At 58.1% G+C, this 25,939-nt stretch carries 23 protein-coding genes; 19 read left to right on the top strand and 4 right to left on the bottom strand.

What is annotated here, in order from left to right:
* The first annotated feature begins 11 nt into the window (after positions 1-11).
* Positions 12-515, top strand: coding sequence for a chemotaxis protein CheW (gene cheW / locus ACMWL8_RS00375; protein WP_014884351.1), 504 nt, complete (start codon positions 12-14; stop codon positions 513-515).
* 105 nt (positions 516-620) lie between these two features.
* On the opposite strand, the gene ACMWL8_RS00380 is transcribed toward cheW, so the two are convergent.
* Positions 621-1,880: a dicarboxylate/amino acid:cation symporter gene (locus ACMWL8_RS00380; RefSeq protein ID WP_028013651.1), complete on the bottom strand. Its 1,260-nt coding sequence runs from the start codon at positions 1,878-1,880 to the stop codon at positions 621-623.
* A gap of 431 nt (positions 1,881-2,311) precedes the next feature.
* Here ACMWL8_RS00380 and ACMWL8_RS00385 point away from each other — a divergent pair, with 431 nt between their 5' ends.
* The 16 genes from ACMWL8_RS00385 (at position 2,312) to ACMWL8_RS00460 (ending at position 20,678) form a co-directional block, all read left to right on the top strand.
* Positions 2,312-2,884 (top strand): spore coat U domain-containing protein, encoded by a 573-nt coding sequence (locus ACMWL8_RS00385; protein ID WP_045260327.1) that lies wholly within the window; start codon positions 2,312-2,314, stop codon positions 2,882-2,884.
* A gap of 8 nt (positions 2,885-2,892) precedes the next feature.
* Positions 2,893-3,441, top strand: a complete 549-nt coding sequence (locus ACMWL8_RS00390; RefSeq protein ID WP_241276816.1) for a spore coat U domain-containing protein — start codon at positions 2,893-2,895, stop codon at positions 3,439-3,441.
* 17 nt (positions 3,442-3,458) lie between these two features.
* A complete protein-coding gene (locus ACMWL8_RS00395) occupies positions 3,459-4,220 on the top strand; it encodes a molecular chaperone (protein ID WP_045260435.1) in 762 nt (253 codons plus the stop codon).
* Positions 4,196-6,580, top strand: coding sequence for a fimbria/pilus outer membrane usher protein (locus tag ACMWL8_RS00400; protein ID WP_045260326.1), 2,385 nt, complete (start codon positions 4,196-4,198; stop codon positions 6,578-6,580). The genes ACMWL8_RS00395 and ACMWL8_RS00400 overlap by 25 nt, the downstream gene beginning before the upstream one ends.
* On the top strand, positions 6,577-7,539 hold the full coding sequence (locus tag ACMWL8_RS00405) for a spore coat protein U domain-containing protein (protein ID WP_045260325.1): 963 nt from the start codon (positions 6,577-6,579) through the stop codon (positions 7,537-7,539). Before ACMWL8_RS00400 ends, ACMWL8_RS00405 begins: the two co-directional genes overlap by 4 nt.
* 84 nt (positions 7,540-7,623) lie before the next feature.
* Positions 7,624-9,291, top strand: a complete 1,668-nt coding sequence (gene tar, locus ACMWL8_RS00410) for a methyl-accepting chemotaxis protein II (RefSeq protein ID WP_414751534.1) — start codon at positions 7,624-7,626, stop codon at positions 9,289-9,291.
* A 44-nt stretch (positions 9,292-9,335) separates the two neighbouring features.
* Positions 9,336-10,937: a methyl-accepting chemotaxis protein IV gene (gene tap / locus ACMWL8_RS00415; protein ID WP_045260323.1), complete on the top strand. Its 1,602-nt coding sequence runs from the start codon at positions 9,336-9,338 to the stop codon at positions 10,935-10,937.
* A 19-nt stretch (positions 10,938-10,956) separates the two neighbouring features.
* Entirely contained in the window at positions 10,957-11,823 is an 867-nt protein-coding gene (cheR, locus tag ACMWL8_RS00420; RefSeq protein ID WP_414751535.1) for a protein-glutamate O-methyltransferase CheR, read from the top strand.
* Complete coding sequence (locus ACMWL8_RS00425) at positions 11,820-12,869, top strand: protein-glutamate methylesterase/protein-glutamine glutaminase (RefSeq protein WP_014884341.1); 1,050 nt, start codon at positions 11,820-11,822, stop codon at positions 12,867-12,869. The genes cheR and ACMWL8_RS00425 overlap by 4 nt, the downstream gene beginning before the upstream one ends.
* A 17-nt stretch (positions 12,870-12,886) precedes the next feature.
* Positions 12,887-13,276, top strand: coding sequence for a chemotaxis response regulator CheY (gene cheY / locus ACMWL8_RS00430; protein WP_008500431.1), 390 nt, complete (start codon positions 12,887-12,889; stop codon positions 13,274-13,276).
* A gap of 10 nt (positions 13,277-13,286) precedes the next feature.
* Positions 13,287-13,931 (top strand): protein phosphatase CheZ, encoded by a 645-nt coding sequence (gene cheZ, locus ACMWL8_RS00435; protein WP_028013643.1) that lies wholly within the window; start codon positions 13,287-13,289, stop codon positions 13,929-13,931.
* 147 nt (positions 13,932-14,078) lie between these two features.
* Complete coding sequence (flhB, locus tag ACMWL8_RS00440) at positions 14,079-15,227, top strand: flagellar biosynthesis protein FlhB (RefSeq protein WP_045260322.1); 1,149 nt, start codon at positions 14,079-14,081, stop codon at positions 15,225-15,227.
* The gene (gene flhA / locus ACMWL8_RS00445) at positions 15,220-17,298 is read left to right on the top strand and encodes a flagellar biosynthesis protein FlhA (RefSeq protein ID WP_028013641.1); all 2,079 of its coding nucleotides are present in this window, start codon (positions 15,220-15,222) and stop codon (positions 17,296-17,298) included. The genes flhB and flhA overlap by 8 nt, the downstream gene beginning before the upstream one ends.
* A complete protein-coding gene (gene flhE, locus ACMWL8_RS00450; protein WP_028013640.1) occupies positions 17,295-17,687 on the top strand; it encodes a flagellar protein FlhE in 393 nt (130 codons plus the stop codon). The genes flhA and flhE overlap by 4 nt, the downstream gene beginning before the upstream one ends.
* A gap of 263 nt (positions 17,688-17,950) precedes the next feature.
* Complete coding sequence (locus ACMWL8_RS00455) at positions 17,951-19,534, top strand: MFS transporter (RefSeq protein ID WP_045260321.1); 1,584 nt, start codon at positions 17,951-17,953, stop codon at positions 19,532-19,534.
* A gap of 4 nt (positions 19,535-19,538) precedes the next feature.
* Positions 19,539-20,678, top strand: a complete 1,140-nt coding sequence (locus ACMWL8_RS00460) for a glycoside hydrolase family 105 protein (RefSeq protein ID WP_045260434.1) — start codon at positions 19,539-19,541, stop codon at positions 20,676-20,678.
* Positions 20,679-20,712: 34 nt separating this feature from the next.
* Here the strand turns inward: ACMWL8_RS00460 and argS are convergent, their stop codons facing one another.
* Complete coding sequence (argS, locus tag ACMWL8_RS00465; protein ID WP_045260320.1) at positions 20,713-22,446, bottom strand: arginine--tRNA ligase; 1,734 nt, start codon at positions 22,444-22,446, stop codon at positions 20,713-20,715.
* A gap of 239 nt (positions 22,447-22,685) precedes the next feature.
* Here argS and ACMWL8_RS00470 point away from each other — a divergent pair, with 239 nt between their 5' ends.
* Together ACMWL8_RS00470 and cutC are read left to right on the top strand one after the other, a co-directional pair.
* The gene (locus ACMWL8_RS00470; RefSeq protein ID WP_241276815.1) at positions 22,686-23,246 is read left to right on the top strand and encodes a VOC family protein; all 561 of its coding nucleotides are present in this window, start codon (positions 22,686-22,688) and stop codon (positions 23,244-23,246) included.
* A gap of 78 nt (positions 23,247-23,324) precedes the next feature.
* Complete coding sequence (gene cutC, locus ACMWL8_RS00475; RefSeq protein ID WP_028013633.1) at positions 23,325-24,068, top strand: copper homeostasis protein CutC; 744 nt, start codon at positions 23,325-23,327, stop codon at positions 24,066-24,068.
* 120 nt (positions 24,069-24,188) lie between these two features.
* On the opposite strand, the gene cmoB is transcribed toward cutC, so the two are convergent.
* Both cmoB and cmoA read right to left on the bottom strand, forming a co-directional pair.
* Complete coding sequence (gene cmoB, locus ACMWL8_RS00480; RefSeq protein WP_028013632.1) at positions 24,189-25,160, bottom strand: tRNA 5-methoxyuridine(34)/uridine 5-oxyacetic acid(34) synthase CmoB; 972 nt, start codon at positions 25,158-25,160, stop codon at positions 24,189-24,191.
* On the bottom strand, positions 25,157-25,900 hold the full coding sequence (gene cmoA / locus ACMWL8_RS00485) for a carboxy-S-adenosyl-L-methionine synthase CmoA (protein WP_045260318.1): 744 nt from the start codon (positions 25,898-25,900) through the stop codon (positions 25,157-25,159). The genes cmoB and cmoA overlap by 4 nt, the downstream gene beginning before the upstream one ends.
* Between the last annotated feature and the right edge of the window lie 39 nt (positions 25,901-25,939).

Raw genomic sequence — 25,939 nt, forward strand, 5'->3', positions numbered from 1 at the left:
AAGGTAATAACATGACCGGTATGAGTAATGTAACGAAACTGGCGGGCGAGCCATCAGGGCAGGAGTTCCTGGTATTCACTTTGGGCGATGAGGAGTACGGCATCGATATCCTGAAAGTGCAGGAAATTCGTGGTTACGACCAGGTTACCCGCATCGCTAACACGCCAGCGTTTATTAAAGGCGTCACCAACCTGCGCGGCGTGATTGTGCCAATCGTGGATCTGCGCGTGAAGTTCAGCCAGGGCGACGTTGACTACAACGACAATACCGTCGTGATCGTCCTGAACCTGGGACAGCGCGTGGTGGGTATCGTGGTGGATGGCGTATCTGACGTGCTTTCCCTGACCTCTGACCAGATTCGTCCTGCGCCGGAGTTTGCGGTCACGCTGTCGACCGAATACCTGACCGGCCTGGGGGCGCTCGGCGAGCGTATGCTGATTCTGGTGAACATCGAGAAGCTGCTGAACAGCGAAGAGATGGCGCTGCTGGATATCGCGGCGAATCATGTAGCGTAGGTAAATGCAAAACGGCAACCCAGGTTGCCGTTTTTAGTGTTTGCTCCTTCTCCCTGTGGGTGAGGGCTGGGGTGAGGGCATCAGGCCTCACCCTTTTTCATGCCATTACGCTTCCTGCTTTACCAGTTCAGCTTCAGCTTCCCGCGCACCTTCATTCTGCGAGAGCATCGCCGTCGCAATCCCGTTCCCCAGCACGTTAATCGCGGAACGCCCCATATCCAGGAAGTGGTCGATCCCCATCAGCAGCAGGATCCCCGCCACCGGAATGTTAAAGCTCGGGATCGTTGCGGCCAGCACCACCAGCGAAGAACGCGGCACGCCCGCAATGCCTTTTGACGCCAGCATCAGGGTTAACATCAGCACCGTCACCTCAGAGAAGCTCAGGTGAATGTTGTACGCCTGCGCAATAAACATCGAGGCGAACGAGCAGTACACCATTGACCCCACGAGGTTGAAGGAGTAGCCAATCGGCAGAACGAAAGAGGCGATATTGCGCGAGCAGCCAAAGCGCTCCAGCTGCTCCAGCGTTTTAGGGTAGGCCGCTTCAGAACTGCTGGTGGTGAATGCGACCAGCACCGGATCTTTCAGCATGCTGACCAGGCGAAACACCTCTTTTTTCAGTACCATGTAACCCACGGCCAGCAGCACCATGCAGGTGAGAAGAATGGCAACGTAGTAGCCGCCAATAAAGGAGGCGTAGTTCAACAGGATGCCCAGACCCTGCGTGGCAATGACGGAGGAGATCGCCGCGAAGATGGCCAGTGGCGCAACGTACATCACGTAACCCGTTACCTTTAGCATGATATGGGAAACCACATCCAGTGCGGCCACCAGCGGCGCGTTGAATTTCTGCCCCAGCGACGCGCCGCCGATGCCGAAGAACATCGAGAACACTACAATCTGCAGGATCTCATTGTTCGACATCGCCCCCGCGATGCTGGTGGGAATGGTGTGAGACAGGAACGCTTTCAGCGTCATCCCGCCCACGGCCAGACCGGTATCCACCGCCTCGGTTGGAATAGTCAGGTTCAGGCCGCTTCCCGGACGCTCCAGCGTAACGATAAACAGTCCGACCAGAATAGAAAGCACGGATGAACTGATGAACCATACCATCGCTTTGCCGCCCACCCGGCCTATGGTGGAGGTTTCTCCCAGCTTCATAATGCCTACGGTCAGCGTGCTGAAGACCAGCGGCGCAATAACCATTTTGATCAGACGGAGGAAAATATCGGTCAGAAGGGTAATATTATCCGACCAGGCTTTGATGGCATCCGCAGATGCGTACTCGTGAATTGCCGCCCCTGAAAGAATACCCGCCAGCATGAATATCACGATGAAGAGTGTAAGTTTGTTTGCACTTGCCACGAAAAAAGACCCTCTATGCGCTATCAGATGTCGCCCGCGCCGATACATATAAATTTTTAATTACTGCACGGGAAAATATTCGGCACATAAATTGACGCAAAGCGCAGGGGGTTACAACAAGTTTTTAAGTTTTATTGATTTTGTTGTTGGTGGCATAACGATATATTGTGATGTTGATCACACTATAAGGGATATATTCTCTTCTGAAAAAATAAAAATGCGGCCAAAATAATTTTAATTCATTGTTATTTATAAGAATATTAAGTCAATAGGACACAAGGATTATGCGTTTTGGGGCGGGTGGTGGAAGCGATATCCGTAAACTAAATTCTCATTAACCCCTCTCAGAGGAACCTTAAGCGGGGCTAACATCTTGAACAGCATAAATAAAATGTGGCAAGGGAACGCGTTTGACTTCCGGAGGGTGGAAAATGAAAAGAAAACGCCTTTTAATCTGCGCTGGCGCGTTACTGGCGGCGACAACGGTACATCCTGCGCTGGCCGTGACCAGCAGCGGCACCATCGGTGCGACGCTGACCCTCACAAACGGGTGTCTGATTAACGGATCGCCCACGCAAAACGGTATTAACTTCGGGACACTCGATTTTGGTACCCATCCCGCCACGTTTTCCACGCTGACCACCCAGCTCACCGGCGCCAGCGGCGGGAATACGTTCACCATTCAGTGTACCACCGCCAGCTATACGGTGGCGATCACCGGCAACACTAACTCCACCGCACCCGGTACCGTGGTCGGCACGCCGGGCACGCCTGCGCGCTATCTGATCAATACCGCCAATGCGGCGCAGGGCGCGGCTTACAGTCTGTACAGCGACAGCGGATTTAACAACGTCATCGCCAACAACGCGGCGCTGCCGGTCGCGTCGACGGCGGGCGGGGTCAACAGCTACACCCTTTACGGGCGCATCACCGGCGGCGGTAACAGCGTCACGGTGGTGCCGGGCACTTATACCGACACGATCAACGTCAGCGTCACCTACTAGCTCCAGCCATGAAGGCCTCCTTTTTAAGTCTGCGCGCTTGCGCAGAGGGGATTGTGCAGCCTTTTTTTGCGCTAGCGCTGGGGCTGACCCTGGTTTCCGGGGCCGGCGCGGTGACGTCGCAGTCGTTTAAGGTGAGCGCGACCGTCGTGCCGGGATGTTCTGTCACGACGGGGACCGGCGGGATCTTCGGGACGCTGGATTTTGGGACCCATACCGGCGTGGAGAGTGCCCCGGTCAGCACCAGCTTTGTGCCCAACGGGGCGCTGTCCATCGCCTGCACGCCGGGCGTGGCGCTGAGCATGAGCATCAACGGCGGGCAAAACTACGCCTCGGTGCGCCGCATGACGCGTTCAGGCGGCACCGACGTGGTGGGCTACCGGCTTTACAGCTGCAGTTCACTGGCGGCGAACAGTGAGATTGGGGTCAACAAGGCCATCCCGGTGACCTACACCAACAGCAACAATATTGCACTACCACTTTTTGGCGTAGCGCTGCTGACGGGATTTAGCCCGGCAGGCACCTATTCCGATCAGCTCACCGTGACCTTGTCATGGTGAAAAAGGGAGAACATTCGATGAAGCCACTATTCAGGCATTGGTACCTGGTGAGTATGTTGGGCGTGACCGCCATGGCGGCAGGACAGGCGCAGGCGGCGGCGACCATTCTGTTATGGCCCATCGATCCGTGGCTGTCGGCCGACAGCAAAGCGACTGAATTGTGGATCCAGAATCAGGGAAACAGTGCCACAACGATGCAGGTGCGCATTGTGCGCTGGAAGCAGGAGGGGGGCTTTGAGCGCTATACCGCCCAGCAGGACGTGGTCGCCAGCCCGCCCATCGTCACCATCGGCAAAGGCAGTAAACAGCTGATCCGCCTGATCAAACAGGGTACGGTTCCGATGGGCGTTGAACAAGCCTATCGCATTATCGTGGATGAAATTCCCCAGCCGGACGCGAAGGCCGACCCCGCCATCGGCCTTAAACTGCAGATGCGCTATTCCATACCGCTGTTCGTTTACGGACAGGGGATCCCGACAATAAAAGAGGGGGCGCATCATGCCCTCGTGGATACCCGTAACCTAAGCTGGCGCGTCACGCAGGTGGCGGGCCAGCCTGCCATTGAAGTGCGCAATCAGGGCGATGTTCACGTCAGGCTCAGCCAGGTGGCGCTGGAGCAGGGGGGACAAAAGCGCATGATTGCGGATGGCCTGCTGGGCTATGTGCTGCCGGGCAGCACCCGCAGCTGGCCGATTCCGGCCGGGATCCGCCAGCCCAGCCAGATCAGCGCGCAGATTAATGCCAGGGATGCACAATGGCAGTCGACGCCCGTCAACTGAAGCCCGCAATGATGATCCTGCTTTGCGTGAGTACCAGTACCTGGGCCGAACCGGGTGATGACAGCTTACCGCCGCCGCCGCAAGCGCAGGCGATAAACGGGGAGGCGGTTTTCCAGCTCGCCCTGGTACTGAACCACTACGACACCGGGCTGGTGGTTCCCGTGACGCAACGCGACGGCGCTTACTATATCTCCAGCGCCGATTTGCTGCGCGCCGGGCTTCCGCCTGAACATGTGCCCAACGGCGACGTCAATCTCAGCACGCTTCCGGCGGTGCGGGTGGAGTACGACAGTCCCGCCCAGCGTCTGCTGCTGACCGTGCCCCGTGAGTGGATAACCTCCCGCGTCACCCCGTTTGGCGGCCAGCCGACGCAGAGTAAGCCTCACTATGGCAGAGGCGCGCTGCTCAATTACGATTTTTATACCAACCATACCGAGCACGTCGGCGGGCAGGCCTCGCTCTGGCATGAATTCCGCTACTTCAATGAAAACGGTTCATTCTCCTCCACCGGCTACGCCCGCGAAAATTTCACCGGCAACGACGGTCAGCAGGAGGGCTATGTCCGCTATGACACCACCCTTCTGGTGACCAACGAGGAGGACGCCACCACCTGGACCGCCGGGGATGTCATCAGCGATGCCCTGAGCTGGAGCAGCAGCGTCCGCATGGGCGGGATCAGCTATGGGCGTGATTTCTCCCTGCGTCCGGACCTGGTGACCTGGCCGCTGCCGGAATTTTCAGGTGAAGCGGCGGTGCCGACCTCGGTCGACCTCTTCATTAACGGCTACCGCTCCGGGTCCACGCAGCTGCAGCCCGGACCGTTCACCCTGACGAACCTGCCCTACATTAACGGCGCCGGGGATGCGGTGCTGGTCACCACCGATGCGCTGGGGCGCCAGGTGAGTACCACGCTGCCGTTTTACGTCACCAGCGATCTGCTGAAAGAAGGGCTTAGCGACGGGGCCGTTACCCTGGGGAGCCTGCGGCGCAACTACGGCATTAAGAATTTTGACTACGGCCCGGCGGCGGGGAGCGGATCGTATCGCTACGGCCTGACGGACTGGCTGACGCTGGAGGGGCACGCCGAAGGCGCGGAGGAACTGGCGCTCGCCGGTGCGGGGACGGTGGTCAAGCTGGGGCGTTTTGGCGTGGTGAATACTTCGTACAGCCAGAGCCGGATGCGCGGAGATGACGGCGGGCAAATCAACTGGGGCTACCAGTACAGCACCAGCGAGTTCAGCCTCGCCACCCAGCATACCCGCCGCGATCGCGGCTTTGGTAACCTGGCCCTGTATGACCAGCCGACGGTGTACGACGAAAATGACCGCCCCATCGCCAGCTTTAGCCGCAATACCGATCAATATTCCCTGACCTTCAACCTGGGGGAATACGGCAACATCGGGGCGGCCTGGATCGGCGTGGAGAGCTTTGACAGCCAGAAAACCGAGCTGCTTAACCTCTCCTGGAGCCGAAATCTGTGGGGCTCCAGCAGCATTTACCTCGCCGCCAGCCGGGACCAGCAGCGGGGCGACTGGACGGTCGCGATGTCATTCCAGGTGCCGCTGGGCGAACGCGACAGCGCGGCGCTCACCGTGGAAAATACCCCGGATGCAGGCAGCACGCAGCGCATCAACTACAACCACTCGATGCCCTCCGACGGCGGCTTCAGCTGGAATATGGCGTGGGCGAACCAGTCGCGATCGAATAACTACCAGCAGGGAACGGTGGGCTGGCGCAATAACAATATCGAGCTGCAGGGGGGCGGGTACGGCGAGAAGGGCATGATGACCTGGTGGAGCGAAGCGATGGGCTCCCTGGTGCTGATGGACGGCGAACTGTTTGCGGCAAACAAAATCAACGATGCGTTTGTGGTCATCAGCACCGATGGCCAGCCGGATGTCCCCGTCAGCTATGAAAACCAGCCGGTTGGTAAAACCAACCGCAACGGGTATCTGCTGGTGAGCGGCGTCTCGGCCTATTACCCGGCAAGCTACAGTATTAATACCCTGAACCTGCCTGCCGACACCCGGCTGAAAGAGACCGAGCGGCGGGTGGCGATCCGCCGCCACAGCGGTTATCTGGTGGATTTCCCGATGGAACAGGAGCGGGTAGCGAGCGTCATCCTGCACGACGCGCAGGGGGAGGCCATTCCGGTGGGAAGCCAGGTTCGACGCGCCTCGCGCAGCAATGCGGTGGTGGGATATGACGGGATTGCCTGGCTGGAAAACCTCAGCGACGTCAATCTGCTCGACGTCACGACGCCGACAGGCAAACGCTGCAGGGCAACGCTGACCATCGGCGCGAACCCGGACCACAGGCTGCAAACCTACGGCCCGCTGGTCTGCCGGGAGGGGCCATGAAGCGCTGGGTGATGTTGCTCCTGCTGCTGCTCTCCGGCGGCAGCTGGGCGGCCTGTACCGTCAGCACGGTCAATGCGTCGTTCGGCAGCGTCACGTCGTTTGCGCTGAGCGGCTCCGGGGAGGTGGAGACCACCGGCACGCTGGTGGTGGCGTGTGATGCGATACTCAACCTGCTGACGAACGACTCGGTGACGCTGAACTACACCGCAGCAACGATATCGGCCAACAGTCGTGCGACCCTGAAACGCACCGATAATGCCGCCATCACGGACGTGATCCCCACCCGGCTGTGTGGACTTTCGGGTTGCGCGAGCAGCAGTGAGGTACAGATAAGTAAATCGTATACCTGGAGCGGAAATACCTTGCTGGGATTGCTCGGGTCAAAGCAGTACAACATTCCGCTCTATTTCCGCACCGTCGCCGGACAAAACGTCTCTGCCGGGCCGTATCAGGTGCAGTTAACCTTCAGCGTTAACTACAGCGTCTGTTCCGTGGGGGCGCTCGGTATTTGCACCATCAATCAAACGGGAACCGCGACGACCAGTATTCTGCTTAACCTGACCGTCACCAACGACTGCAGCGCCATGACCACGCCGGACGTCAACTTTAGCAGTGCGCCGCTGGTGCAAAATTTCCCCACGGTCTCGCAGGCGATTGCCGTCACCTGTACCAAAGGCAGTACCTATACTATCGGGATTAACAATGGTGCCAACGCGCTGAATAACGTGCGCCGGATGGTGAGCGGCAGTAACTACCTGAGTTATGACATCTATAAAGAAGCCACGACTAACCGCTGGGGCAGCAGCGGCAGCGAACGCTGGACCAGCGCGACCTCCTCGCTGGTCAGCGCCGACGGCCTGCTGCGTACCTATAACTACACCGCCAAAGTCCTGACGAATCAGGCCACGCCACCCGCCGGTACCTACACCGATACGCTGATTGTTGACGTCGCGTTTTAACCCCGCGCTTTTCCCTTTCGCAAATGTAAAGTTCCTGTGGCCTGTGCCGATAACACCGTTAATAAATCTATGAGAAGGTGTTGTATGTTGAACCGTATCCGCGTTGTCACAATGCTAATGATGGTGCTGGTCATTTTCGCACTACTTCAGCTTATCTCCGGCGGGCTTTTTTTCTCGTCGTTAAAACAGAACCAGGACAGCTTCGCCGCCTCGAACGATCTCCGCCTGCAGCAGAGTGAGCTCACGTCGACGTGGGATCTGATGCTGCAAACGCGCATCAACCTGAGCCGCTCGTCCGCGCGCATGATGATGGATCCGAACAATCAGCAGAGCAGCGCGAAAACCGATCTGCTAAAAAATGCCCGGGCGACCCTCGCTGACGCCGCTAAACATTACAACGCCTTCAAGAAGATCGCACCGCAGCCTGCTATGGCACAGGTGAGCCAGAACATTGATGAAAAATACAGCGCTTACCATGCCGGGCTGACGGAGCTGATTCAGTTCCTGGAGAGCGGCAACATGGATGCCTACTTCGCACAGCCGACGCAGGGGATGCAAAACGCACTCGGCGCGGCGCTGGGGGAATACGCGAAGGCCAGCGGCGATCTGTATCACTCGGCCTTTACTGAAAGCCAGAATGACTACCGCTTTGCGAAATGGCAGATGGCGGTATTGGCCCTGGCGCTGGTCATTGTGCTGTTCGCTGTGTGGTACGGCATTCGCCATATCCTGCTGAACCCTCTCGGCCGCGTGATTGCCCATATTCGCGAGATTGCCTCTGGCGATCTGACCAAAACGCTGACCGTTTCCGGACGTAACGAGATCACCGAGCTGGCCAACAGCGTCGACCACATGCAGCGTTCATTGATCGAGACCGTCGCCAACGTGCGTAACGGATCCGAGGCGATCTATACCGGCACCAGTGAAATCGCGATGGGGAATAACGATCTCTCATCTCGTACCGAGCAGCAGGCGTCGGCGCTGGAAGAGACGGCCGCCAGCATGGAGCAGCTCACCGCAACCGTGAAGCAGAACGCCGATAACGCCCGCCAGGCGTCTCAGCTGGCGGAAAGCGCCTCCGAAACCGCGCAGCGCGGCGGTCGCGTGGTGGATGGCGTGGTGAAAACCATGCACGAAATCGCCGACAGCTCGAAGAAAATCGCCGACATCATCAGCGTCATCGACGGCATTGCCTTCCAGACCAACATCCTCGCGCTGAACGCCGCCGTGGAAGCGGCGCGTGCGGGCGAACAGGGACGCGGGTTTGCCGTGGTGGCCGGAGAAGTGCGTAACCTGGCCAGCCGCAGCGCCAACGCGGCAAAAGAGATCAAGTCGCTGATTGAAGACTCCGTCTCCCGCGTGGATACCGGCTCCGTGCTGGTGGAAAGCGCCGGGGAGACCATGAATGACATCGTGAATGCCGTTACCCGCGTAACGGACATCATGGGTGAAATCGCCTCTGCGTCCGATGAGCAGAGTCGTGGTATCGACCAGGTTGCCCTGGCGGTATCGGAAATGGACCGCGTGACGCAGCAAAACGCCGCGCTGGTGCAGCAGTCCGCTGCGGCGGCCGCTGCGCTGGAAGACCAGGCGAGCCGTCTGAAGATGGCCGTCTCGGCGTTTCGTCTCGCTTCACTCGCTGGAAATACGGTCACTGCGCAGGCTACGTACCGCGCGCCAGCCGCCGACACGGCGGTCATCCGCACCCGTGCTGCAACGACCGGACAAGATGAAAACTGGGAAACATTTTGACTGACAATTAAACCGCGGCTGCTTGCCGCTTGATGGGAGCGTGGATGTTAAATCGTATTCGTATCTCGACCACACTGTTTTTGATTCTGATCCTTTGCGGTGTGTTGCAGGTTGGCAGTAACGGGTTGTCTTTTTGGGCGTTTCGCGATGGCTATCAGAATTTGCAGGACGTTGAGGCGAGTAATCAGCAGCGCTCCGCACTGGCACAAACGCGTGCCGTGCTGTTGCAGGCAAGCACTGCGCTGAACAAGGCAGGAACCTTAACCGCGCTCAGCTATCCGCCGGATGACATTAAGGCGCTGATGGCAACGGCGCGCGACAGCCTGAAGCAGGCAGATGCACAGTTTAAGGCCTTCACGGCGCAGGCGGCCGACGGCGAGAAAGAGAAAGCGCTGAAGGCGGCCATGAAAAAGAACTTTGAGCAGTGGTACAGCGATCTGGACCACCAGGCGACCTGGCTTGAGAACAACCAGCTTTCGGACTTCATGACCGCTCCGGTCCAGGCGTCTCAGGCGGCGTTTGACGGCAGCTTTGACGCGTGGCAGCAGGATATCAATCAGTCCGTTCTGCGCGCCGGTGAAGCAAGCCGCACCAGCTATCACATGTCGGGCGTTATCTTTGCCGTCGTTGTGATTCTGGCGGGGCTGCTGACCGGCGGGGCGCTGCTCTGGGCGCGCAGAATGATTGTGCAGCCGCTGGCGATTATCAGCAGCCACTTCGACAGTATTGCGAAGGGGGATCTGGCGCGTCCGGTGGCGGTGTTTGGCAAAAACGAAATTTCGGCGATCTTTGCCAGCCTGAAGGCCATGCAGGGGTCGCTGCGGGAAACGGTATCCGACGTGCGTCAGGGCAGTTACGCCATGCATACGGGGATCTCAGAGATTGCGGCGGGGAATAACGATCTCTCGTCCCGCACCGAGCAGCAGGCGGCGTCGCTGGCGCAGACGGCGGCCAGTATGGAACAGCTGACCGCGACGGTAAGCCAGAACGCGGATAACGCGCGCCAGGCGTCTGACCTTTCAAAACAGGCGGCGCTGACGGCGAAGAGAGGGGGCGATCAGGCCTCTCACGTGGCCAGCACCATGCAGGAGATTGCCGCCAGCTCGCAGAAGATCGGCGACATCATCAGCGTGATTGACGGTATTGCGTTTCAGACCAACATCCTGGCGCTGAACGCCGCCGTGGAAGCGGCGCGCGCCGGCGAGCAGGGACGTGGGTTTGCGGTGGTGGCAGGTGAAGTGCGAAACCTGGCGAGCCGCAGCGCCAACGCGGCGAAAGAGATTAAGTCCCTCATTGAAGAGTCGGTCTCTCGCGTCCAGCAGGGGTCTGCCCTGGTGGATACGGCGGCGCATACCATGCACGAGATCGTCACCTCGGTGACGCGGGTTAACGACATCATGGGCGAAATTGCCTCGGCGTCGGACGAACAGCGTCGCGGGATAGAGCAGGTGGCTCAGGCCGTTAGCCAGATGGATCAGGTGACGCAACAGAATGCCTCGTTAGTTGAGGAAGCGGCAGCGGCAACCGATCAGCTGGCCAGCCAGGCGGATCGTCTCACCGGGCTGGTCGCGGTATTTAATGTGAAAGAGCACGTTGAAGCAATAACAGAAGTCGGGCGGTCGCAGGCCGTGCCAGTTGTATCCTGAATGTAATTAAGAAGGCGCTATGACATCACCAATGCCCCCTGGGCAAACGTCATTATTGTTGCAGATGACACAGCGCCTCGCGCTGTCCGACGCGCATTTTCGTCGGATATGTCAGTTAATCTACCAGCGTGCGGGGATCGTGCTTGCGGATCATAAGCGGGACATGGTCTACAACCGACTGGTGCGGCGCTTGCGTACGCTGGGGCTGGATGATTTTGGCCGCTATCTGAGCATGCTCGAAGCGAACCAGAACAGCGCGGAGTGGCAGGCTTTTATTAACTCACTCACGACCAACCTGACGGCCTTTTTCCGTGAAGCCCACCACTTTCCGGTTCTGGCCGAGCACGCGCGCCGTCGCACCGGGGAGTATCGCGTATGGAGTGCGGCCGCCTCAACGGGCGAAGAGCCGTACTCGCTGGCGATCACCCTTGCAGACACGCTGGGCATGGCGCCGGGACGCTGGAAAGTCTACGCCAGCGATATCGACACCGAGGTGCTGGAGAAAGCGCGCAACGGCGTGTATCGCCAGGACGAGCTGAAAACGCTGTCGCCGCAGCAGCTGCAGCGTTACTTCATGCGCGGTACGGGGCCGCATGAAGGCCTGGTTCGCGTACGCCAGGAGCTGGCGAACTGCGTCGAATTCGCGCCCGCTAACCTGCTCGATAAGCAGTACAACGTGCCGGGGCCTTTCGACGCCATTTTTTGCCGTAACGTCATGATCTATTTTGATAAAACGACGCAACAGGACATTCTGCGTCGGTTTGTTCCGTTGCTCAAGCCTGACGGTTTACTGTTTGCCGGGCATTCGGAAAACTTCAGCAACCTCGCGCGTGAGTTTAGCCTGCGTGGGCAAACGGTATATGCGCTGAGTAAGGAAAAAGCATGAGTAAAATCAGGGTATTGTCTGTCGATGATTCAGCGCTGATGCGTCAGATCATGACTGAAATCATCAATAGCCACAGCGACATGGAGATGGTGGCCACTGCGCCGGATCCGCTGGTAGCGCGGGATTTAATTAAAAAATATAACCCCGACGTGCTAACGCTGGATGTCGAGATGCCGCGCATGGATGGCATAGATTTTCTTGAGAAATTGATGCGCCTGCGTCCCATGCCGGTGGTGATGGTCTCCTCCCTGACCGGGAAAGGATCGGAAATCACTCTGCGCGCGCTGGAGCTGGGAGCGGTGGATTTTGTCACCAAACCGCAGCTCGGCATTCGCGAGGGGATGCTGGCGTACAGCGAGATGATCGCCGAGAAAATTCGCACCGCCTCGCGCGCGAAGCTCGCGGCCCACAAGCCGATGGCCGCGCCGGCAACCCTGAAGGCCGGACCGTTACTCAGCTCGGAAAAACTGCTGGTTATTGGGGCGTCAACCGGAGGAACAGAGGCAATTCGCCATGTACTCCAGCCATTGCCGCTTTCAAGTCCGGGTATTCTGATCACGCAGCATATGCCGCCTGGCTTTACCCGCTCCTTCGCCGAACGCCTGAACAAGCTGTGCCAGATCAGCGTGAAAGAGGCGGAAGACGGCGAGCGCGTGCTGCCGGGACATGCGTATATCGCGCCGGGGGACAAGCATATGGAGCTGGCGCGCAGCGGCGCTAACTATCAAATCAAAATTCATGACGGACCGCCGGTTAACCGGCACCGTCCGTCGGTGGATGTGCTGTTTCATTCGGTGGCGAAACATGCGGGGCGCAACGCCGTTGGGGTGATCCTGACGGGGATGGGCAACGACGGTGCCGCCGGAATGCTTGCAATGCACCAGGCTGGCGCCTGGACGATTGCGCAGAATGAAGCAAGTTGTGTGGTGTTCGGCATGCCGCGCGAGGCCATCAATATGGGTGGCGTGAGCGAAGTGGTCGATCTTAGCCAGGTAAGCCAGCAGATGCTGGCGAAAATCAGTGCCGGACAGGCAATACGTATTTGACTCAGGAGTATTATTTTATGGCGGATAAAGAGCTTAAGTTTTTGGTTGTGGATGACTTTTCCACCATGCGTCGCATTGTGCGCAACCTGCTGAAAGAGCTGGGCTTCAACAACGTTGAAGAAGCAGAAGACGGCGTGGATGCGCTGAACAAACTGCAGGCTGGCGGGTTTGGTTTTGTCATCTCCGACTGGAACATGCCGAATATGGACGGTCTGGAGCTACTGAAAACCATTCGTGCGGACGCGGGCATGGCGTCTATGCCGGTGCTGATGGTCACTGCAGAAGCGAAAAAAGAGAACATCATTGCCGCTGCACAGGCGGGCGCAAGCGGCTACGTGGTGAAGCCATTCACCGCAGCGACCCTGGAAGAGAAGCTCGGTAAGATCTTCGAGAAACTCGGCATGTGAGGTGTTGGTGATGATGCAACCTGCAATGAAACCCGTTGAAGAACACTCGCCGAGCGACATCATCGTCCGCATCGGCAGCCTGACGCGCATGCTGCGTGACAGCCTGCGTGAACTGGGGCTGGATCAGGCCATTGCCGAAGCGGCGGAAGCGATCCCGGACGCCCGCGACCGTCTGGACTACGTTGTGCAGATGACCGCCCAGGCGGCTGAACGCGCGCTGAACAGCGTTGAAGCGTCGCAGCCGCATCAGGACGCGATGGAAAAGGGCGCGAAAGCCCTGACCCAACGCTGGGATGAGTGGTTTGAGAACCCCATCGAGCTGGCGGATGCCCGCGAGCTGGTGACCGACACCCGTCAGTTCCTGGGGGATGTGCCGGGCCATACCAGCTTCACCAACGCCCAGCTGCTGGACATCATGATGGCGCAGGATTTCCAGGATCTGACCGGTCAGGTCATCAAGCGCATGATGGATGTGATTCAGGAGATTGAGCGCCAGCTGCTGATGGTGCTGCTGGAGAACATTCCGGAACCGGCTGCCCGTCCAAAACGCGAGAACGAAAGCCTGCTCAATGGTCCGCAGCTCGACGCCAGCAAGGCGGGCGTCGTGGCAAGCCAGGATCAGGTGGACGACCTGCTGGACAGCCTCGGCTTCTGATTGTCCATTTCGCCTCAGGGGGGTACGCCGCCTGAGGCGGTTTACGACAAAATCACCGAAAAGAGCCCGAATAAACGGGCTTTTCCCGCCATTGGATTTCCGCTGCGCTGGCATGATACCCGTGACGTAATGGGCTGAGCATGCACTGTGGCAGAAGAGAACGACGACAAAACGGAAGCCCCCACACCCCACCGACTAGAAAAGGCGCGTGAGGAAGGGCAGATCCCCCGATCCCGAGAATTGACCTCCCTGCTGATCCTTATCGTAGGCGTGTGCATTATCTGGTGGGGCGGGGAGTCGCTCGCCCGCAAGCTGGCGGGGATGCTCTCCACCGGCTTACGTTTTGACCACAGCATGGTCAACGACCCGAATCTGATCCTCAGCCAGATTATTCAGCTGATAAAAGGGGCCATGGTTGCGCTACTGCCCCTGATTACCGGCGTGGTGCTGGTGGCGCTGGTCTCCCCGGTGATGCTGGGCGGGCTGGTCTTTAGCGGAAAATCGCTGCAACCTAAATTTTCAAAACTGAACCCGCTGCAGGGCATTGCGAAAATGTTCTCGGCACAGACCGGGGCCGAGCTGCTCAAGGCTATTCTCAAATCGGTGCTGATGGGCAGTTCCGCAGGGTTTTTCCTCTGGTACCACTGGCCCGAAATGATGCGCCTTATCAGCGAGTCGCCCCTTACCGCGATGAGCAATGCGCTGAACCTGGTCGGGCTTTGCGCGCTGCTGGTGGTGCTCAGCATTATTCCGATGGTGGGTTTTGACGTTATCTTCCAGCTCTATTCCCACTTCAAGAAACTGCGAATGTCACGTCAGGACATCCGCGACGAATATAAGCAGATGGAAGGTGACCCGCACGTGAAGGGGCGCATCCGGCAGATGCAGCGTGCCGCCGCCCGTCGCCGCATGATGGAAGACGTGCCGAAGGCGGACGTCATCGTTACCAACCCGACGCACTATTCCGTGGCGCTGCGCTATGACGAAAACAAAATGAGCGCGCCGAAAGTGGTGGCAAAAGGGGCGGGGCTGATTGCATTGCGTATCAGGGATATTGGTACCGAAAACCGCGTGCCGATCCTGGAAGCGCCTCCGCTGGCGCGAGCCCTTTACCGCCACGCGGATATCGGACAACAGATCCCAGGTCAGCTCTACGCCGCGGTGGCGGAAGTGCTGGCCTGGGTATGGCAGTTGAAGCGCTGGCGTCTGGCCGGCGGTCAACGGCCTGTCAAACCTGAGAACCTTCCGGTGCCTGCCGCGCTGGATTTTATGAACGAGAAGGACACTGATGGCTAATCTGGTGGCAATGTTGCGCCTGCCCGGCAACCTGAAATCGACCCAATGGCAGATCCTTGCCGGGCCGATCCTCATCCTGTTAATTCTGTCGATGATGGTACTGCCGCTCCCGGCGTTCATCCTCGATCTGCTTTTCACCTTCAATATTGCGCTGTCCATTATGGTGCTGCTGGTGGCGATGTTCACCCAGCGCACGCTGGAGTTCGCCGCGTTCCCGACCATTCTGCTGTTTACCACCTTGCTGCGGCTGGCGCTGAACGTGGCCTCCACGCGTATCATCCTGATGGAGGGCCACACCGGCGCAGCAGCGGCGGGTAAGGTGGTCGAGGCCTTCGGCCACTTCCTGGTGGGCGGGAACTTCGCTATCGGTATCGTGGTGTTCGTTATCCTCGTTATCATTAACTTTATGGTTATCACCAAGGGTGCCGGGCGTATCGCGGAAGTGGGCGCGCGCTTTGTGCTGGACGGGATGCCGGGCAAGCAGATGGCGATCGACGCCGATCTGAACGCCGGGCTTATCGCTGAAGATGAAGCCAAAAAACGCCGTGCGGAAGTGACCCAGGAGGCGGACTTCTACGGCTCCATGGACGGTGCAAGTAAGTTTGTGCGCGGGGATGCCATCGCGGGCATCCTGATCATGGTGATTAACGTGGTCGGCGGCCTGCTGGTGGGGGTACTGCAGCACGGGATGGACATGGGCCACGCGGCGGAAAGCTATACGCTGCTGACCATTGGTGACGGTCTGGTCGCACAGATCCCGGCGCTGGTTATCTCCACTGCGGCAGGCGTTATCGTGACCCGCGTCAGTACCGATCAGGACGTTGGCGAGCAGATGGTGGGCCAGCTCTTCAGTAACCCACGCGTTATGCTGCTGGCGGCTGCGGTGCTCGGGCTGCTCGGCCTGGTGCCGGGGATGCCAAACCTCGTGTTCCTGCTGTTTACGGCGGGGCTGCTGGGGCTGGCCTGGTGGATGCGTGGCCGTGAGACCAGGCCAGCTGCGGATCCGGTTCCGGTGAAAATGCCGGAGAACACCCAGGCCGTAGAAGCGACCTGGAACGACGTTCAGTTGGAAGATTCTCTGGGAATGGAAGTGGGGTATCGCCTGATCCCGATGGTGGATTTCCAGCAGGATGGCGAGCTGCTTGGCCGCATCCGCAGCATCCGTAAAAAATTCGCCCAGGACATGGGCTTCCTGCCGCCGGTGGTGCATATCAAGGACAATATGGACCTGCCGCCTGCGCGCTATCGTATTCTGATGAAGGGTGTTGAAATTGGCAGCGGTGATGCTTACCCGGGACGCTGGCTGGCGATTAACCCTGGCACTGCAGCAGGCACGCTGCCGGGCGAGCAGACCGTCGATCCGGCCTTTGGCCTTGCGGCAATCTGGATTGAAAGCGCGCTGAAAGAGCAGGCGCAAATTCAGGGTTATACGGTTGTCGAAGCCAGTACCGTGGTGGCAACCCACCTTAATCATCTGATTGGGCAATTCTCGGCAGAGCTGTTTGGCCGTCAGGAAGCGCAGCAGCTTCTCGATCGCGTGACGCAGGAGATGCCGAAGCTGACGGAAGACCTGGTACCGGGCGTGCTGACGTTAACTACGCTGCACAAGGTGCTGCAAAACCTCCTTGAGGAAAAAGTGCCGATCCGCGATATGCGTACCATCCTGGAAACCCTTGCCGAGCATGCGCCGCTGCAGAGCGATCCGCACGAGCTGACGGCGGTGGTGCGCGTGGCGCTGGGGCGTGCGATCACCCAGCAGTGGTTCCCGGGAACCGGCGAAGTCCAGGTGATTGGCCTTGATACACCGCTTGAACGCCTGCTGCTGCAGGCTCTGCAGGGCGGCGGCGGCCTCGAGCCTGGCCTGGCGGATCGCCTGCTGGAGCAAACTCAGGAGGCGCTGGCGCGTCAGGAGATGCTGGGCGCGCCGCCGGTGCTGCTGGTCAACCACGCGCTGCGTCCGCTGCTGTCGCGCTTCCTGCGCCGCAGCCTGAATCAGCTTGTTGTGCTGTCGAATCTGGAGCTGTCGGATAACCGCCATATCCGCATGACGGCAACGATTGGAGGAAAATAATGAAATGGCTATGGATTTTGCTCTTCCCACTGGCGGCTCAGGCCGCCGGGGAAGGGACCTGGCAGGCAAGCAGCATGGGCGTGACCCTCAGCAACCGGGGTGTCGCCATGTCTTCTAATCCGCTGTCGCCCTCTGAAACGGTTTCTGGTCAGATGGGGATGGTGGTGTGGAACTACAGGCTGATTGGCCCAACGCCAGCCGGACTGCGGGTGCGCCTCTGCTCACAGACCCGCTGCACGGAAATCGACGGCGAAAATGGCACAACGCAGGCGTTCAACGGCGTGCCGGCCATTGAACCTTTACGTTTTATCTGGGAAGTGCCGGGCGGAGGACGTTTGATCCCGGCGCTAAAGGTGCAGAGTAATTCTGTCATCGTTAACTACCGCTAGCTGCCTGCCTTTTTCACCAGCCATCAGTCAATTCTGATGGCTGCCTCGCAAAATTGACCTCGCCTTTTGATGCAACAGAAACGCTGTTTTATAAATTAGTGACACGCGTGACGCGACTCTTTGCATTTTTGCCATTTACCCTGCCCGTGATGGCAGAAACAGAAAGGTTTCAGGACGTCGTTGCATTTACTGTAGCCGTGTAAAAACTCCCCGATGAGCCTTACTTGCAGGGAGTCTCCCAAATTTGCTTAGGGTTGACGGCAATGAAAACACGTAAAATTGGACTCGCAAATTATCTTGCTTACGGGGCAGGCGATTTTCTCGGGGCCGGTACGACCGCCCTGACGGCGGCCTGGCTTTTGTATTTTTATACCACCTTCTGTGGACTCACACCGATTGAAGCAACCTTCATCTTTGCCGCTGCGAGGGTGCTGGATGCTGTTGTCAGCCCGTTAATGGGCTTTTTGACGGATAACTTCGGTACGACCTGGCCTGGAAAGCGCTTTGGTCGGCGTAAGTTCTTTATCCTGCTAGGTATTCCATGCGTGTTCAGCTACTCGTTGATGTGGGTAGGGGACATGAATTTCTGGTACTACCTGCTGACCTATCTGGTGTTTGATATTGTCTACACCATGATTCTGGTGCCTTACGAGACGCTGGTGCCGGAAATGACCGACGACTTCAAACAGAAAACCAAGTTCTCCGGGGCGCGTATTTCTATGGCGCAGATGTCAGCGATTCTGGCCTCCTTCCTGCCGGGGATCCTGCTCACCCACTTCGGTAAAGACAACGCCATCTCATTCTTTTACGCAAGCCTGGTTTTCTCCGTGCTGTGCGCCCTGATGCTGACCTTTGTCTGGTTCTTTACCTGGGAGCGCCCGCGTGAGGAGTGGTCTGAAGCGGCGCTGCGTGCCGAAGAAGAGAAGAAGAAACTGACGCTGGGGCAAAGCATCAATCGTCTGTTTGTCGAATTAAGCTCTACGCTGCGAATCAAGATTTTCCGTCAGCATCTCGGCATGTACCTCGGCGGCTACATCGCGCAGGACGTATTTAACGCAGTCTTCACCTATTACGTGGTGTTTGTGCTGATGCAGGAAGCGTCAATGGCGTCCAACCTGCTGGGCACGATGGCTATCTTCCAGTTCCTCGCCGTGATCGGGATGATCCCGCTGTGTATTCGCTTCGGACCTGCGCCGTCCTACCGCATGGTGGTGGTGGTGTTTGGCCTGGCGTCTCTCTCTTACGCCATGCTCTATTATGCCGGTCTGAGCGACGTCTACGCTCTGCTGTTGCTGATCTCTGCGGTGGCTGGGCTGGGGCGCGGTGGTATTAACTACGTGCCATGGAATACCTATACCTACATTGCTGACGTGGATGAAGCGATCACCGGCCAGCGCCGGGAAGGGATTTTCGCTGGCATCATGACCCTGACCCGTAAGGCGTCACAGGCCGGTGCGGTGATGCTGGTGGGCATCGTGATGCAAATGTCCGGCTTTGTCAGCGGTCAGAAGGTACAGCCTGCGGAAGTGAGCCACACCATTCTGCTGATCCTGAGCGTGGGCACCATCCTGGTGCTGTTCTGCGGTTTCCTCGTTTCCCTGCGCTTCAGGCTTAATTTGCAGACCCACAGCACGCTGCGCGAGGAGACCGCGAAAATGCGTGAGTGTGGTCATGCGATGCCGGAGTCAGCGACGCAACACGCCCGCGCCACCGTCGAGATGCTGGCCGGTATGCCTTATGAGTCACTGTGGGGCAATAACAACATCGGTTATCTGAATCGCAATAAGCCAGCTGCATCTTCGCTGAAGGATCGCGCGGTACTCAATTCGACATACAACAGAGGTTAAGATGATGAAAGTTTGGCCTGTCAAACATAGCCCGCTATTGCGTCAGCCAGAGCGCTTTATCGCCCGGGACGAGCTGAAATCGCTGATTCAAAAAGTGACGCACAACCTGGTCAATATCCACGACAAAACGGGTGAATTTTTGCTGCGGCTGGACGACGGGCGCGTGATCGACACCAAAGGCTGGGCCGGATGGGAGTGGACGCACGGCGTCGGCCTTTATGGCATCTGGCAGTACTACTGCCAGACCGGTGACGAAGGGATGCGCAACATTATCGACAGCTGGTTTGCCGACCGCTTTGCGGAAGGTGCCACCACCAAAAACGTCAATACGATGTCGCCGTTTCTGACGCTGGCCTATCGCTACGAAGAGAGCAAAAACCCGGCCTGGCTGCCGTGGCTGGAAAGCTGGGCGGAGTGGGCGATGAATGAGATGCCACGCACCGAACATGGGGGCATGCAGCACATCACGCTGGCGGAAGAGAATCATCAACAGATGTGGGACGACACGCTGATGATGACGGTGCTGCCGCTGGCGAAAATCGGCAGGCTGCTGAATAAGCCGGAGTACGTAGAGGAGGCGATCTATCAGTTCCTGCTCCACGTGCAGAACCTGATGGACCGCGAGACGGGGCTGTGGTTCCACGGCTGGAGCTACGACGGCAATCATAACTTTGCCCGGGCCCGCTGGGCGCGCGGCAACAGCTGGCTCACCATCGTGATCCCCGACTTCCTCGAACTGGTTGATCTGCCGGAAAACAACGCCATGCGCCGTTATCTGGTGCAGGTGCTGAAGGCGCAGGTCGCCGCGCTGGCAAAATGTCAGGACGAAAGCGGGTTGTGGCATACGCTGCTGGACGATCCTGATTCTTATCTGGAGGCATCCGCCACGGCAGGGTTTGCCTACGGGATCCTGAAAGCGGTGCGGAAGCGCTATGTTGAGCCTGAATATGCTGACGTTGCTGAAAAAGCGATTCGCGGCATCGTGAAAAATATCTCGCCGGAAGGGGAGTTGCTGCAAACGTCGTTCGGGACGGGCATGGGCAGCGATCTTGAGTTTTATCGCCAGATCCCGCTGACGTCGATGCCGTATGGCCAGGCGATGGCGATTCTCTGTCTGACAGAGTATTTGCGGAAATACTTCTGATAATAAAAAACCCGGCGTTTGCCGGGTTTCTTTTTTACATACGTTCTACGGTTTCGATACCCAGGGTATCCAGACCCAGCTTCAGGGTCTTCGCCGTCAGCTGAGCCAGCTTCAGGCGGCTGTTACGCACCGATTCATTTTCTGCAGACAGAATAGGGCAGTGCTCGTAGAAGCCGGAGAACAGACCCGCCAGATCGTACAGGTAAGCACACATCACGTGCGGCGTGCCGTCACGCGCGACAACCGTCAGCGTCTCTTCGAACTGCAGCAGACGCGCCGCCAGCTGTGCTTCACGATCTTCCGTGATGGTCACTGTCGTATTCGCCAGCACGCTTTCATCAATGTTCGCCTTGCGGAACACGGAGAGCACGCGGGTATAGGCGTACTGCATGTACGGCGCCGTGTTGCCTTCAAACGCCAGCATGTTGTCCCAGTCGAAGATGTAGTCGGTGGTGCGGTTCTTGGAAAGATCCGCGTATTTCACCGCACCGATACCCACGGCGTTGGCCAGTTTTTCCAGTTCGTCAGCAGGCATGTCCGGGTTCTTCTCTGCCACCAGGCGACGGGCGCGCTCCAGCGCTTCGTCCAGCAGATCGGAAAGCTTCACGGTACCGCCCGCGCGGGTTTTGAACGGCTTGCCGTCTTTACCCAGCATCATGCCGAACATGTGGTGTTCCAGCGGCACGCAGTCCGGCACGTAACCGGCTTTACGCACGATGGTCCACGCCTGCATCAGGTGCTGGTGCTGACGGGAGTCAATGTAGTACAGCACGCGGTCGGCGTGCAGGGTTTCGTAACGGTATTTCGCACACGCGATGTCCGTGGTGGTGTAAAGATAGCCGCCATCCTTTTTCTGGATAATCACGCCCATCGGTTCGCCTTCCTTGTTTTTGTACTCATCAAGGAACACTACCGTTGCGCCTTCGCTCTCCACCGCCAGGTTTTTGGCCTTCAGGTCCGCCACAATGCCTGGCAGCATCGGGTTGTACAGGCTTTCACCCATCACGTCGTCGCGAGTCAGGGTCACGTTCAGACGGTTATAGGTAAGCTGGTTCTGGGACATGGTGATGTCAACCAGCTTGCGCCACATCTCGAGGAAGTATTGATCCCCGCCCTGCAGCTTCACCACGTAGCTGCGTGCGCGCTCGGCAAAGGCTTCGTCTTCGTCATAGTGCTTTTTGGCTTCGCGGTAAAACCCTTCCAGGTCCGCCAGCGCCATTTCACCCGCGTTTTCCTGCTGCTGTTTTTCCAGGTAAGCAATCAGCATGCCGAACTGGGTGCCCCAGTCGCCCACGTGGTTCGCGCGGATCACCTTGTGACCGAGGAACTCAAGGGTGCGTACCGCGGCGTCACCGATGATGGTGGAGCGCAGGTGGCCTACGTGCATCTCCTTCGCCACGTTCGGGGCTGAGTAGTCGACCACCACGGTCTGCGCTTCCGGCTGGGAAACGCCCAGACGGTCAGACTTCAGCGCCGCGTCAACGTGGCTCGCCAGGAACGCAGGCTCAAGGAAAATATTGATAAAGCCCGGACCAGCAATTTCGGTTTTGCTGGCAATGCCGGAGAGATCCAGATGCGTCAGTACCTGCTCAGCGAGCTGTCGCGGCGGCATGCCCAGTTTTTTAGCCACTGCCATCACGCCATTAGCCTGATAGTCGCCAAACTGTACTTTTGCTGACTGACGAACCTGCGGTTCGCAATCCGCAGGTGCGCCTGCGGCAATCAGTGCCTGACTGACTTTTTCGGAGAGAAGAGCCTGAATATTCACCTGGATACCTTACGTTTTTGATGCGGGCTTACAACCGCCCGCGCCAGTTAAAGAATTTAGGGCGGGAGTATACTGCAAATGCCTTCTGGCGTCAGCATTGCGGGGGACGAAGATTGCTCAGAATCCAGGCTAAGAAAGCGTGCATAACCATGCAGTCATAAAAAGCCGGATTCTGCGGTTGGTCAAAACGGGGCAACGGAGTAAATTAGCGACTTTGCGACACGAAAAGAGACTGACTTATGGCGAACTGGCAATCCATTGACGAACTGCATGATATTTCCGCAGATTTACCGCGCTTCACAAAGGCGTCCACAGAACTTGCCACCCGTCTTGGTCTGGATATCGTGCCGCTTGAGGCGGATCACATTTCCTTGCGCTGCCACCAGAATGCCACCGCCGAGCGCTGGCGTCGCGGGTTTGAACAGTGCGGCGAGCTGCTCTCTGAGAACATCATCAATGGACGCCCCATTTGTCTGTTCAAACTGCATGAGCCGGTGAACGTGGCGCACTGGCAGTTCACCGTGGTTGAACTGCCGTGGCCGGGCGAGAAACGCTATCCGCACGAAGGCTGGGAGCATATCGAAATCGTCCTGCCGGGTGAGCCGGAAACGTTGAACGCGCGCGCCCTGGCCCTGCTGTCAGACGACGGGTTAAGCAAGCCGGGGATTTTTGTGAAGACGAGTTCACCCAAAGGCGAGCGCGAGCGTCTGCCTAACCCGACGCTGGCCGTGACGGACGGGCAGGTGACCGTGAAATTTCATCCCTGGACCATTGAGCAGATCGTTGCCAGCGAAGCCTGAGAGTTGTGATTCGTCGCTGAGACACGAAACGAGAGGCGTGCCATGATGGCGCGTTAAGCTGATTTTAAGGAGAAGCAGATGGCGCTGCTGGAGATTTGTTGTTACAGCGTGGCGTGTGCCGTAACGGCGCAACAGATGGGAGCTGACCGTATTGAGCTATGCGCCGCCCCGAAAGAAGGGGGGTTAACGCCTTCATACGGCGTGTTGAAGTCTGCCCGCCAGGCCGTCACCATCCCGGTCCACCCGATTATTCGCCCTCGCGGCGGCGATTTTTGTTACACGGCGGGCGAGTTCAGTGCCATGCTTGAAGATATCGCGCTGGTTCGTGACCTGGGCTTCCCGGGGCTGGTGACCGGCCTGCTTGATGAAGACGGACATGTCGACCTGCCGCGGATGCGTAAGGTAATGGACGCCGCGAAAGGAATGGCCGTCACCTTTCATCGTGCGTTTGATATGTGCAAAGATCCCCTGCAAGCATTTGATACGCTTGCCGAACTTGGCGTGGCGCGTGTCCTGACATCGGGACAGCAGTCTTCGGCGGAAAAAGGTCTGCAATTAATTACGGAACTAAAAGCACATTCCGGTGTTCCAATAATAATGGCGGGTGCGGGAGTCCGTGCCAGCAATCTGGAACGGTTTTTAAACGCCGGGGTGGAAGAGCTTCACAGCTCTGCGGGGAAATGGATACCTTCACCCATGCGTTATCGCAATACAGGGCTGTCAATGTCGACGGATGCTGAAGCGGATGAATATTCTCGCTACGGCGTAGAGGGAGAGTCGGTTGCGGAAATGAAGTCGCTGATTGAGCGTCATCACGTGTAGCAACGTACCGATTTTTACCGCGCATCATGTCGCCCAATATGATGCTTGCTTGTACCAGGCCCCTGCAATTTCAACAGGGGCCTTTTTTTATCCCCTCACCCCACACGGGAGAGGGAAAAACTACGGCTTGGTCGCAATCAACACCGCACGCATCGGTGCAGGATAGCCTTCAACGGTTTTGCTGTGGTCGGCCGGGTCGAGGAACTGCTCCAGCGATTCGGTGATCATCCAGTCGGTGCGGCGCTGCTCTTCGATAGACGTTACGCAAACATCGGCAATGCGCACATCTACAAATCCGCATTTCTCCAGCCAGTTTTTCAGCGCCAGCGCGGACGGGATGAAGTAAACGTTGCGCATCTGCGCGTAGCGATCGCCCGGCACCAGAACCGCATGCTCATCGCCTTCAATCACCAGCGTTTCCAGCACCAGCTCGCCGCCGCTGACCAGCTGATCTTTGAGCTGCCACAGGTGTTCAAGCGGGGAACGACGATGATACAGCACGCCCATCGAGAAGACAGTATCGAACGCTTTCAGGGCAGGGAGCTGCTCTATGCCCAGCGGCAGCAGGTGCGCGCGCTGGTCGTTGCCGAGCAGTTTTCGCACCGCCTCAAACTGGCACAGGAAGAGCTGCATCGGGTCGATGCCGACCGCCAGATGGGCTCCCGCGCCAATCATGCGCCACATGTGGTAACCGCTGCCGCAGCCTACGTCCAGAATGGTGCGCCCGGTCAGGTCGGAAAGGTGCGGCAGTACGCGATCCCACTTCCAGTCTGAGCGCCACTCGGTATTGATGTTCACGCCGTACAGCGAGAACGGCCCTTTGCGCCACGGCATTAAATTACGCATCAGCGTTTCGATGCGGTTGATCTGCCCGGCAGGGAGCGGCTCTGCGCTTTCCGCCGTCACGCTGTGCAGTAAATCCAGACGATGCGGCGTCAGCTCCGGCAGATACTCCACGGCATTTGACCACTGCTTTAACAGGCCGTGCTGCTGATCGCGCTGCCAGGCGGCAATCTGCGCCGGCAGGGTCTCCAGCCAGTGGGAAAGATGGTTTTTAGCAATCAGCTGATAAAAGTTGCTGAATTCAATCATGCGGCATCCCCGGCTTTTAGCGCCACCAGAGAGCCAAAGTTAAAGCACTGGAACCACAGTTCGCTGTGCTCAAAACCGGCTTTGTGCAGGCGCGCTTTATGGGTTTCCACGGAGTCCGTCAGCATCACGTTTTCCAGCATGCTGCGCTTCTGGCTGATCTCCAGCTCGCTGTAGCCGTTCGCCCGTTTGAAATCGTGGTGCATGTTGAACAGCAGCTCGCCTACTTTGGCATCCTCAAAGCTGAATTTTTCAGAAAGCACCAGCGCGCCGCCGGGATTCAGCCCCTGGTAAATTTTGTCCAGCAGCAGCTGGCGGTCTTCAGGCACCAGGAACTGCAGGGTAAAATTCAGCACTACCATCGAGGCGTTGTTAATCTCGATCTCGCGGATATCGCCTTCCACCACGTCCACCGGAACGGGGGCTTTGTACGCGTCAATATGGCGACGGCAGCGTTCCACCATGGCCGGGGAGTTATCGACGGCAATGATTCGGCAGCCATCGTGATGAATGTTACGACGTACCGACAGCGTTGCCGCGCCGAGCGAGCAGCCCAGGTCATAGACCTGCGTACCGGGTTGAACGAAGCGCTCAGCCAGCATACCGATCATAGAGATAATATTGGAATAACCGGGAACAGAGCGCTGGATCATATCCGGGAAGACTTCGGCTACCCGTTCATCGAAGGTCCAGTCGCCCAGGCTGGCGATAGGCGCGGAAAAAAGCGTGTCGCGATCTGACATAACGTAAAAATCCGGGAAAAATAAAGTGGCGTATTGTGC

It is taken from the genome of Enterobacter sp. 04-C-12-SI-ECC (assembly GCF_047530715.1).
GTDB lineage: Bacteria > Pseudomonadota > Gammaproteobacteria > Enterobacterales > Enterobacteriaceae > Enterobacter > Enterobacter bugandensis.